Raw genomic sequence first — 11,347 nt, forward strand, 5'->3', positions numbered from 1 at the left:
CGGACCACACCGCCCAGTCCGGCGTGGCGAGCCACTGCAGGCCGGCGTTCAGCTGCGCCACCGTCCAGGCGGCCGGCCCCCACAGCGGCGGCAGCAGCACGCCCAACAGCGCCAGCGGCGTGACGCCGAGCGTGATGATCGGAATGGCGACCAGATTGGCGGCGAAGCCGACCAGCGACAACTGCTGGAAGAACACCAGCGTCAAGGGCGCAAGACCCAGCGTCGCGATGGCCTGCGTGCGCAGGCCGCCCGACAGCAGCCGAACCAGCCACTCCGCAACGCCCTGCCAGCGCAGCCGCGTCGGTGCGGTCGCCAGCCCGGTGGTCGCCGCGACGAGCCCACGCGCCTCGCCCGAGGCCAGCAGCAGGCCCACGGCCGCGAAGGACAGCCAGTAGCCCGGCTGCAGCAGGGCCCAGGGATCGATCGCGGTCACGACCACCATGGCGGCCGTCCAGACCAGCGGCCAGCTCCAGCGCAATCCGGCTGCTCCCAGGACGACGACGCTGGCCAGCATCAGCACCGTGCGCTGCGCCGGCACGCCCCAGCCGGCGAACACCGCATAGGCGCAGGCCGCCGTCAGGCCACCCCAGCGCGCGGCGAGCGGTGTCGGGCACATCCCCATCGCACGGCGGCTGCGCCGCCACAGTGCGCCGACGCCCAAGCCCGCGAGCCACGCGAACATCGTGACATGCAGGCCGCTGATGGACATGAGGTGTGCGACGCCGGTCTGGCGATAGAGCGCCCAGTCGTCGCGCTCGATCGCAGCCTGGTCGCCCACCGCCAGCGCGGCCAGCACGCCGGCTGAGGAGGCATCGGCCACACGCGCCGTGATCGCGTCGCGCACCGATTGCCGCAGGCGATCGACGACGTGGCCCTCGCCGTCTCCGAGCAGGCGGTTGGGCGTGTCGCGCACCGCACGCACCGAGCCGGTCGCGCGCACGCCCTGCTCGAAGAGATACAGCTCGTAGTCGAAACCGTGCGGATTCGACAGGCCATGCGGGCGCTTCAGGCGCAGCATCAGCTGCCAGCGCTGGCCGGCGCGCAGCGCGGGCAATTCGGGGCCGTCGGGTGTGGCGTACCAGCCGAGCGACAGGCGGGACGGCAGCTCGATCACGCGGTCGCCGATGCGCGCAGAGCGAGGCTCGAAGTGGAAGCGCCAGGCCTCGGCCGAGCGCTGCGGCAGCCCGGCGATCACGCCGATCACGGCGAGATCGCGCCCCTCGAGTTCGGCCGGCAGTTGCTCGGCCAGACGCCAGCCGGCGCGCAGGCCTGTCGCACCGAAGCTCACCGCGGTCAGGACGGCCAGCGTCAGCGCGTGGACGCTTCCTCGCAGTGGACCGCGACGATCGAGGCCGAACAGGAGCATCGACACCGCGAGGCCCAACACCGAGAGTGCGGCGTAGTGGACCGGCAGCCACAGCTGGGCCTGCTGCAGCTGCAGGGACGATCCCAGCACCACGCCGGCACCGGCAGCCAGCAGGCGCAGGCCCGGCAGCGATGGAGACGAGGGCATCGGCCGAGTGTAGGAAGCCGATGCGCCGATCGGCAGGCCCTCCACGACTGGGGTGACGGCCCGCGCGGTAGGATCGTCGCCCGCGAAAAGGAGCCTCCCTCATGTCGATCCAGCAACGCCTCAAAGACCTCGGCATCGTGCTGCCGCCGGTCGCCGTGCCGGCCGCCGCCTACGTGCCCTTCGTGCGCAGCGGCAACCTGGTGTTCCTGTCCGGCCACATCGCCAAGCGCGACGGCAAGCCGCACGCCGGGCAACTCGGCACCGACATGAACACCGACACCGGCAAGGCCGCCGCGAGGGCCGTCGCGATCGACCTGTTGGGCACGCTGAACGCCGCGGTCGGCGGCGACCTGGAGCGCGTGCTGCGCATCGTCAAGCTCATGAGCCTGGTGAACAGCTCGCCCACCTACACCGAGCACCATCTGGTGACCAATGGCGCCTCCGAGCTGATCGGCGAGGTGTTCGGTGCCGACCGCGGCGCCCACGCCCGCAGCGCCTTCGGCGTGGCGCAACTGCCGTTGGGCGCCTGCGTCGAGATCGAACTGATCGCCGAGGTGGCTGCGTGAGCGTTGCGACCGCGCGCCTGCACCACGCCAGCGTGTTCCACCGGCTGCCGCGCGGCGTGCTCGCGCTGGTGGCGCTGGCCTGCATCACCGCGGTCGGCAGCGCGCTGGTCGCGCAGCACGTGTTCGGCATGCTGCCCTGCCCCTGGTGCATCTTCCAGCGTGTGCTCTACCTGGCGATCGCCGTGGTCGCACTGATCGGCTGGGCCGCACCGGTGTGTGCGGTGACGGTGGTGACGAGCGGACTGGTCCTCGCGCTGTCGGTCGGTGGCATCGCATCGGCCGTGTTCCAGCACCAGGTCGCGGCCAAGGACAGCAGCTGCGCCTTCACGCTCGCGGATCGCTTCCTGAGCGCGACCGGCCTCGAGACCGCCGTGCCCTGGCTGTTCCAGGTGACGGCCACCTGCGCCGAGGCAGCATCCGCCCGGTTGCTGGGCCAGCCCTTCGAGGTGTGGAGCGGCCTGTTGTTCGCGCTGATCGGGCTCACGGCGGCATTGCTGCTGTGGCACCGCAGGCTGCGCGCCTGATCCCGGTCAAGACCCGGTCACGCGCGGGGACTATGCTGGTCGCCGAGGCGCAGTGCTGCGCCGTAGGAGATCGGCCATGACCCCCTGGCATCGCTTCTGGTTTCCCGACGGCGACAGCGTGCCGTCGCCCACGCGCGACGCCGCGCTGTGGACACCTCAGGCGCTCGCCGAGTCACAGCGCGTGCTGTGGCAGCAGGCCGCCGAGGCGACCGAGGCCTGGTGGCGCTACTGGCGCCTCGCTTGGCCCGCCCTGCCGGGGTCGTGCCCGCGCGGCCCGTCGTGCCGCCGAGCCCGCTCTCCGCGATGCCGATGCGAGTGGCATCGACCTCCGCAACGCCGCAGGGCCGCAGCGTGGCGCGCAAGCGCCCCGCGACGCCGACCCCCACCCCGGCCAGACCGCGTCGGGCCGCACGCGGCAAGTGATCGGCGCCGGCAGCCGCCGGCAACCGCTCAGGCGCGCAGCAGCCAGGTCGGTTTGAAGCCGATGTCGGCCGGCTTGCCCTTGCGCGCCCGCGCACCCTTGTAGACGGCCACCGCCGCCGCGCCGAGCGTCTCGTCCTTGGCCTTGCCGCCACGGCCGCTGCCCAGCACACGCAGGGTCTTGTCGAAGGCAGCGACGCTCACCAAAGCGTCCTTGGCCTCCAGGTCCATCAGCGTCAGGCCGCGGCCGCCCTTGGGCTGCAGCTTCAGATCATCGAGCGCGAACACCAGCAGGCGACCGCCGAGGCTGAGGCAGGCGATCTGCCCCGCGGCATCGGCACGGCTGGGCGGCAACGGCTTCTCGCCCTCGGCCAGCGTGAGGAAGCCCTTGCCGCCGCGCTGGCGCGACTGCAGGTCGCCGGCCTTCGCCAGCAGGCCGTAGCCGCCGGTGTTGGCGAGCAGCAGCGTCGCGTCGGCCGGGCCGGCGAAGTAGTGCTGGGGCTGGGTGCCCGATTCGAGCTCGATCATCGACGTGATCGGCTGCCCGTCGCCACGCGCGCCGGGCAGGCCGCTGACGGCGACCGAGTACACGCGCCCGTTCGATCCGAACACCAGCAAGGTGTCGACGGTGCGGCACTCGAAGGTGCCGTAGAGCGTGTCGCCGGCCTTGAAGGCAAAGGCCGCGGCGTCGTGGCCATGGCCCTGGCGCGCGCGCACCCAGCCCTTGCTGCTGATGACCACCGTGACCGGCTCGTCGACCACCTTGACCTCGGCGACCGCCTTCTTCTCGGCCTGGATCAGCGTGCGGCGTTCGTCGCCGTGCGTCTTGGCATCGGCCTCGATCTCCTTCACGACCGTGCGCTTCAGCGCGGCCGGGCTGTTGAGAATCTCCTCGAGCCGGCCCTGCTCCTCGCGCAGGCTCTTCAGCTCCTGCTCGATCTTGATGGCCTCCAGCCGCGCCAATTGGCGCAGCCGGATCTCGAGGATGTCCTCGGCCTGCCGGTCGCTGAGCCGGAAGCGCTCGATCAGCGCCGGCTTGGGCTCATCGGCATTGCGGATGATGCGGATCACCTCGTCGATGTTCAGCAACACCAGCTGCCGGCCTTCGAGGATGTGGATGCGGTCCAGCACCTTGCCGAGGCGGTGGCGGGTACGGCGCTGCACCGTCTCGAGCCGGAAACCGATCCACTCGGTCAGCATCTGGCGCATCGACTTCTGCGTCGGCCGGCCGTCGGCCCCCACCATCGTCAGGTTGATCGACGCCGAGGTCTCCAGGCTGGTGTGCGCCAGCAGCACGTTGATCAGCTCCTGCTGCTCGACGGTGCGGCTCTTGGGCTCGAACACCAGACGCACCGCGGCTTCCTTGCCGGATTCGTCGCGCACCGCGTCCAGCACCGCGAGCACGGTGGTCTTGAGCTGGGTCTGCTCGGCGCTCAGTGCCTTCTTGCCGGCCTTGACCTTGGGGTTGGTCAGCTCCTCGATCTCCTCCAGCACCTTCTGCGCGCTGGTGCCGGGCGCAGTTCGGTGACCACGAGGTTCCATTGACCGCGCGCCAGGTCCTCGATCTTCCATTTCGCCCGCACCTTCAGCGAACCGCGGCCGCTGCGATAGGCGTCGCGGATGTCGGCCTCGGCGCTGATGATCTGGCCGCCGCCCGGGTAGTCGGGGCCGGGCAGCAAGGCGAACAGCTCGTCGTCGGACAGCTTTTCCTGCTTGATCAGCGCCACCGCGGCGGCGGCCACCTCGCGCAGGTTGTGGCTGGGGATCTCGGTCGCCAGGCCCACCGCGATGCCGCTCGCGCCGTTCAGCAGCACGAAGGGCAGGCGCGCGGGCAACTGCTTCGGCTCCTGCGTGGAGCCGTCGTAGTTGGGGATGAAGTCGACCGTGCCCTCGTCGATCTCGTCGAGCAGCAGCCGCGTGATCGGCGCGAGACGCGCTTCGGTGTAGCGCATCGCCGCCGCGCCGTCACCGTCGCGCGAGCCGAAGTTGCCCTGGCCGTCGATCAGCGGATAGCGCTGCGAGAAGTCCTGCGCCATGCGCACCAGCGCGTCGTAGGCCGCGGTGTCGCCGTGCGGGTGGTAGCGGCCCAGCACGTCGCCGACCACGCGCGCGCTCTTCATCGCCTTGGGGCCGCCGGCGGTGGTGAAGGCCAGGCCCAGCCGCTCCATCGCGTACAGGATGCGACGTTGCACCGGCTTCTGGCCGTCGCACACGTCGGGCAGCGCGCGGCCCTTGACGACGCTCAGCGCGTACTCGAGGTAGGCCCGCTCGGCATAGTGGGCGAGCGTGATCGCATCGCCGTTGTCGCCGCCGGCAGCATTCAGTTCCAGTTGATTCATCTCGTTCTCGATCGTGAGCCGTCGTCAGACCCGCAGGGTGCGACCCCTCACACATCCACCTCGACCGCATCGCCGTGCAGTTCCATCAGCTCGCGCCGCGACGCGGCCTCGCCCTTGCCCATCAGCTTGTTGAACGAGCCCTCGGTCTGGCCGAAGTCCAGCAGGCCCCAGCTCACTGGGAGCAGGCGGCGCGTGTCGGGGTTGAGCGTGGTGTCCCACAGCTGCTCGGCATTCATCTCGCCCAGGCCCTTGAAGCGGCTGATGGTCCAGCTGGTTTCGCGGGCACCTTCCTTGCGCAGCTTGTCGAGGATGGCGGTGAGCTCGCCCTCGTCCAGCGCATAGAGCTTCGCCGCCGGCTTCTTGCCGCGCGCCGGCGCGTCCACACGGAACAGCGGCGGCTTGGCGATGCAGATGTGGCCGCGCTCGATCAGTTTCGGGAAGTGCCGGAAGAACAGCGTCAGCAGCAGCACCTGGATGTGCGAGCCGTCGACGTCGGCGTCGCTCAGGATGCAGATCTTGCCGTAGCGCAGGCCCGAGAGGTCGGGCTCGTCGGCGGCGCCGTGAGGATCGACGCCGATCGCCACCGAGATGTCGTGGATCTCGTTGTTGGCGAACAGACGATCGCGCTCGACCTCCCAGGAATTGAGCACCTTGCCGCGCAGCGGCAGGATGGCCTGGGTCTCCTTGTCGCGGCCCATCTTGGCGCTGCCTCCAGCCGAGTCGCCTTCGACGAGGAAGAGTTCGTTGAGCGCGAGGTCGCGGCTCTCGCAGTCGGTCAGCTTGCCAGGCAGCACCGCCACGCCGGAGCCCTTGCGCTTCTCGACCTTCTGCCCGGCGCGCTGGCGCGCCTGGGCCTGGCGGATCACCAGCTCGGCCAGCTTGCGGCCATGCTCGACGTGCTGGCTCAGCCACAGCTCGAAGGCCGGCTTCACGTAGGTGGACACCAGCCGCAGCGCATCGCGCGAGTTGAGTCGCTCCTTGGTCTGGCCCTGGAACTGCGGGTCGAGCACCTTGGCGCTCAGCACGAAGCTGGCGCGCGAGAACACGTCGTCGGGCATCAGCTTCACGCCCTTCGGGCAAAGCGCGTGCAGCTCGATGAAGCCCTTGACGGCCTGGAACAGGCCATCCTTCAGGCCCGACTCATGCGTACCGCCGGCCACCGTGGGGATCAGGTTCACGTAGCTTTCGCGCACCGCCTGACCGTCCTCGGTGAAGGCCACGCACCAGGCCGCCCCCTCGCCCTCGGCGAAATTCTCGGTCTCGCCCTCCTCGGCATAGTGCGCGCCCTCGAACAGGGGAATCACCGGGTCCGCCTGCAGCGTCTGCATCAGGTAGTCGCGCAGCCCGCCTTCGTAGCGCCAGGTCTGCACCTCGCCGCTCTTCTCGTGCGTGAGCGTCACGCTCACGCCCGGCATCAGCACCGCCTTGCTGCGCAGCAGGTGCACCAGTTCGTTCCTCGGCAGCTCGGCGCTCTCGAAGTACTTCGGGTCTGGCCAGACCCGCACGCTGGTGCCCTGCCGGCGGTCTGCGGCACCGGCCTTGCGCGAGGCGACCGGCTCGATCACGTCGCCGCCGGAGAAGGCCAGTGCCGCGACCTTGCCCTCACGGAACACCTCGACCTGCAGTCGCGTCGACAGCGCATTGGTCACGCTGACGCCCACACCGTGCAGGCCGCCGGAGAAGCTGTAGGCACCGCCCGCGCCCTTGTCGAACTTGCCGCCAGCGTGCAGCCGCGTGAACACGATCTCGACCACCGGCACCTGCTCCTCGGGGTGCAGGCCGAAGGGGATGCCGCGGCCGTCGTCGTCGACGCTGACCGAGCCGTCGGCATGCAGCGTCACCGCGATGCGCTGGCCGTGCCCGGCGAGCGCCTCGTCGGCGGCGTTGTCGATCACTTCCTGCACGATGTGCAGCGGGTTGTCGGTGCGGGTGTACATGCCCGGCCGCTGCTTCACCGGCTCCAGACCCTTGAGCACGCGGATGGACGATTCGCCGTAACGGCCCGGCGAAGAAGATTTGGTTGCCATGGGCGAAGATTCTAGGGAGCCGCCGCGCGTGCACCGGCGCGCGGGCTTACCACACTGCCCCCACCCGCTCCGCCGCCTGCGCAGGGCATCTCCACGGCAGACGGCCGACGCCGGTGACCAACGCCGGAACGTGAAAATCGTGACAATCGGTCGATGACCTCGCCGACCCGCGCTACGCACACGCTTTCGATGACCCAGGTGCTGCTGTGCGGCGCCGCCATCGTCACGCTGTCGATGGGCATCCGCCACGGCTTCGGGCTGTGGCTGCAGCCGATCACGATGGACCGCGGCTGGTCCCGGGAGACCTTCGGCCTCGCGCTGGCGATCCAGAACCTGAGCTGGGGCCTGGTCGGTCCGTTCGCCGGCATGCTGGCCGACCGCTACGGCGCCTTCAAGGTGCTGGTGGCCGGTTCCGTGCTCTACGCCGGCGGGCTGGTGCTGATGGCGCTGGCCACGTCAGGTCTGGCCTTTCACGGCAGTGCCGGGCTGATGATCGGCATGGCCCAGGCCGGCTGCACCTACGCCATCGTCTATGGCGTGATCGGTCGCAACGTCGCCCCCGAGAAGCGCTCGTGGGCGATGGGCATCACGGCTGCGGCCGGCTCGTTCGGCCAGTTCCTGATGGTGCCGGTGGAAAGCGGCCTGATCTCGGCCTTCGGCTGGCAGGAAGCCTGATCCTGCTGGGTTGCGCGGCACTGGCCATCGTGCCGCTGGCCTTCGGCTTGAAGGAGCCGAAACTCGCCCCACCCGCCGGCAGGCAGCAGAGCATCGGCGAGGCCGTTCGCGAGGCCTTCGGCTACCGCAGCTTCCAGCTGCTGATGGCGGGCTACTTCGTCTGCGGCTTCCAGGTGGTCTTCATCGGCGTGCACATGCCGAGCTACCTGAAGGACCACGGCCTGTCGCCGCAGGTGGCGACGACGGCGCTGGCGCTGATCGGCCTGTTCAATGTGTTCGGCACCTACGCGGCCGGCGTGCTGGGCCAGCGGCTGGCCAAGCGCCACATCCTGGCGAGCATCTACGCGTTGCGCTCGGTGGCCATCATCGCCTTTCTGCTGCTGCCGTTGACGCCCGCCTCGGTCTACGCGTTCTCGATCGCGATGGGGCTGCTGTGGCTGTCGACGGTGCCGACCACCAATGCCGTGGTCGCGCAGATCTTCGGCGTCAAGCACTTCTCGATGCTGGGCGGCTTCGTCTTCCTGGCCCACCAGATCGGCAGCTTCCTCGGTGTGTGGCTGGGCGGCAAGCTCTACGACGCGACCGGCAGCTACGACGTGGTGTGGTGGATCGCGGTCGCGCTCGGCGTGTTCGCCGCGCTGATCAACCTGCCGGTGCGGGAGACCGCGATCGTGCGCGGCGGCGTCCCGGCGCCGGCATGACACACGGGGCCCCACGGCGATGAGAGCCTTCTCCTGCAGCAAGCGACTCCTGATCTGGGCCGTGTCCGCTGCCGCCCTGGGTGCGGTGTTCCTGGCCTACCTGCAGCCCGACCTGATGGTCGACCTGGCCAACCGCGTATGGAGCTGCTTCTAGCATGGGCTTGACCGCGCGGCACGGTGGGCTGGCGGTGTCGCCCTGGGTGGAACGCTGGACGCGCACGCTCCCGGCCGGCCAGCGCGTGCTCGACCTGGCCTGCGGTTCCGGCCGACACCTGCGCTGGCTCACGGTCCAAGGGCAGCGCCTCACCGGCGTGGACCGCGACGCGGCGGCCCTCGCGGATCTGGCATCCGCCTGCCCGCAGGCCGAGCTGATCACCGCCGACATCGAGTCCGGTCCGTGGCCGCTGGACGGCCGCAGCTTCGACGTGGTGATCGTCACCCATTACCTGTGGCGACCGCTGCTGCCCACGATCCTCGCCTGCGTGGCCGCCAACGGCCGCCTGATCTACGAAACCTTCGCGATCGGCAACCAGACCGTCGGCAAGCCGTCGAACCCCGACTTCCTGCTGCGCCCGGGCGAGCTGCTCGACGCGGTGCGCGGCGCCGGTGCCGGCTGGCGCGTGCTGGGCTACGAGGACGGCACGCTGGAGTCACCGCTGCGCTTCGTGCAGCGCATCGCCGCCGTGCGGGAGGCCGAGCCCGGCGCGTCGGCCTCGGACCAGCCACCGCGTTATCCCTTGTAGCCACCGCGTCAGCCTCGTTGCCGCGGCTGGCTAAAATCCCGGGATTCAGAGGACTCCCCATGAAACCCATCGTTGGCAGCATCGTCGCGCTCGTCACGCCGATGCACGAGGACGGTAGCGTCGACTACCCCTCTCTGCGTCGCCTGATCGACTGGCACATTGCCGAAGGCACCGACTGCATCGGCGTGGTCGGCACCACCGGCGAATCGCCGACGGTCGCGCCCGAAGAGCACTGCGAGATCATCCGCGTGGCGGTCGAGCATGTCGCCGGACGCGTGCCGGTGATGGCCGGAGCCGGCGCGAACTCCACGCGCGAAGCCATCGAGCTCAGCCGCTACGCCAAGCAGGTCGGCGCCGACTGCACGCTGCAGGTCGTGCCCTACTACAACAAGCCCACGCAGGAAGGCCAGTACCAGCACTTCCGCAGCATCGCCGAAGCGGTGGACATTCCGGTGGTGCTCTACAACGTGCCCGGCCGTACCGTGGCCGATATGCTGCCCGAGACAGTGCTGCGTCTGGCCCAGGTGCCCGGCATCGTCGGCCTGAAGGAAGCCACCGGCAACATCGAGCGCGCATGCTGGCTGATCAAGCAGGCACCGAAGGGCTTCTCCATCTACTCCGGCGACGACCCGACCGCGGTGGCGCTGATGCTGCTGGGTGGCCATGGCAACGTCAGCGTGACGGCCAACGTTGCGCCGCGTGCGATGCACGAGCTGTGCGTCGCGGCGATGGCCGGTAACGCGAAGCGCGCCGCCGAGATCCACCTGGCGCTGTTGCCGCTGCACAAGCAGTTGTTCTGCGAACCCAATCCGATTCCGGTGAAGTGGGCGCTGCAGCGCATGGGCCGCTGCGGCGGCGCACTGCGCCTGCCGCTGACGCCGCTGAGTGCAGCGCTGCAGCCGGTGGTCGAGCAGTCGCTGCGCGATGCCGGCCTGCTGTGACGCTTCGCCCCCCGGAACGGTACCGCTGCTTCACCCACGACGCCTTGCGCTCCCCTGCCCCGCCGCACCGGCGGCCTGCCCAGCCCGATCCCCGGAGAAGCTCCCGTGAGTTTTCAAAGTCGATTCAACGTTCCTGCCCGCCTGCTGCTGATCGCGGTGGCGTCCGGCCTGTCGGCCTGCACGATCAACAATGCGCTGGAAGGCGACAAGGTCGACTACAAGACCAAGGGAGCGAAATCGGTCTCGCTCGAGATCCCGCCCGACCTCACCCAGCTCTCCCCCGACCAGCGCTACCAGACGGCCAGCGGCACGATCAGCGCTTCGACGCTGCAGACGCCTTCGCCCAACAGTTCGGCGCCCACCGCCGCCGGCACGGCCGCGAGCGTCGCGCCCAGCGTGGTCGGCGATGTCCGCCTCGAGCGCGCCGGCAGCCAGCGCTGGCTGGCCACTCGCCAGACACCCGAGCAGCTGTGGCCTCAACTGCAGGCCTTCTGGCAGGAGCGCGGCTTCCAGCTCGATCTCGAGCAGCGCGACACCGGGCTGATGGAAACCAACTGGGCCGAGAACCGCGCCAAGCTGCCGCAGGACATCATCCGCGGCACGATCGGCAAGGTGTTCGATTCGGTCTACGACACCGGCGAGCGGGACCGCTTCCGCACCCGTCTGGAGCGCACGCCCGAGGGTGGCACCGAGATCTACATCAGCCACCGCGGCATGGTCGAGGTCTACACCAGCGAGCGCAAGGACTCCACGGTATGGCAGCCCCGCCCGGCCGACCCCGATCTCGAGGCGGTGATGCTGTCGCGCCTGATGCTCAAGCTCGGCGCCAAGGAAGAGCAGGCCAAGGCCGCGGAAGCCGCTGCGGCGGCCGCCTCGGCCGCCCCCGGTGCCGCCCGCC

The 11,347-nt window shown here is 70.0% G+C and carries 9 protein-coding genes and 1 pseudogene; 6 read left to right on the top strand and 4 right to left on the bottom strand.

The window, feature by feature from the left end:
* Positions 1-1,513: ComEC/Rec2 family competence protein (locus tag x551_RS13520; protein WP_152543520.1), on the bottom strand; the 1,513-nt coding region annotated here is incomplete at its 3' end.
* Positions 1,514-1,614: 101 nt separating this feature from the next.
* Between x551_RS13520 and x551_RS13525 the strand changes: the two genes are divergently transcribed.
* Together x551_RS13525 and x551_RS13530 are read left to right on the top strand one after the other, a co-directional pair.
* Positions 1,615-2,079: a RidA family protein gene (locus tag x551_RS13525; protein ID WP_036234324.1), complete on the top strand. Its 465-nt coding sequence runs from the start codon at positions 1,615-1,617 to the stop codon at positions 2,077-2,079.
* Positions 2,076-2,603 carry a disulfide bond formation protein B gene (locus x551_RS13530; protein WP_051495837.1) on the top strand — a complete coding sequence of 176 codons (528 nt, stop codon included), beginning with the start codon at positions 2,076-2,078 and terminating at the stop codon, positions 2,601-2,603. Before x551_RS13525 ends, x551_RS13530 begins: the two co-directional genes overlap by 4 nt.
* A gap of 450 nt (positions 2,604-3,053) precedes the next feature.
* Here the strand turns inward: x551_RS13530 and x551_RS13535 are convergent, their stop codons facing one another.
* Genes x551_RS13535 through x551_RS13540 form a run of 3 tightly spaced genes read right to left on the bottom strand, consistent with a single transcriptional unit; the run spans position 3,054 to position 7,389 of the window.
* On the bottom strand, positions 3,054-4,565 hold the full coding sequence (locus x551_RS13535; protein WP_343252143.1) for a DNA gyrase subunit A: 1,512 nt from the start codon (positions 4,563-4,565) through the stop codon (positions 3,054-3,056).
* The gene (locus tag x551_RS27425; RefSeq protein WP_253950376.1) at positions 4,493-5,362 is read right to left on the bottom strand and encodes a DNA gyrase subunit A; all 870 of its coding nucleotides are present in this window, start codon (positions 5,360-5,362) and stop codon (positions 4,493-4,495) included. Before x551_RS27425 ends, x551_RS13535 begins: the two co-directional genes overlap by 73 nt.
* A 47-nt stretch (positions 5,363-5,409) precedes the next feature.
* Positions 5,410-7,389, bottom strand: coding sequence for a DNA topoisomerase IV subunit B (locus x551_RS13540; protein WP_011830144.1), 1,980 nt, complete (start codon positions 7,387-7,389; stop codon positions 5,410-5,412).
* Between the two features lie 153 nt (positions 7,390-7,542).
* On the opposite strand from x551_RS13540, the pseudogene x551_RS13545 reads away from it, so the two are divergent.
* The 4 genes and pseudogenes from x551_RS13545 to bamC form a co-directional block, all read left to right on the top strand.
* Positions 7,543-8,765, top strand: a pseudogene (locus x551_RS13545) (MFS transporter).
* Between the two features lie 155 nt (positions 8,766-8,920).
* Positions 8,921-9,508 (top strand): class I SAM-dependent methyltransferase, encoded by a 588-nt coding sequence (locus x551_RS13550; protein WP_036234331.1) that lies wholly within the window; start codon positions 8,921-8,923, stop codon positions 9,506-9,508.
* Between the two features lie 59 nt (positions 9,509-9,567).
* Positions 9,568-10,449, top strand: a complete 882-nt coding sequence (dapA, locus tag x551_RS13555; protein ID WP_036234333.1) for a 4-hydroxy-tetrahydrodipicolinate synthase — start codon at positions 9,568-9,570, stop codon at positions 10,447-10,449.
* Between the two features lie 105 nt (positions 10,450-10,554).
* A partial coding sequence (bamC, locus tag x551_RS13560) for an outer membrane protein assembly factor BamC (protein WP_036248987.1) occupies positions 10,555-11,347 on the top strand: 793 nt, incomplete at its 3' end.

It is taken from the genome of Methylibium sp. T29 (assembly GCF_000576205.1).
GTDB classification, from domain to species: domain Bacteria; phylum Pseudomonadota; class Gammaproteobacteria; order Burkholderiales; family Burkholderiaceae_C; genus Methylibium; species Methylibium petroleiphilum.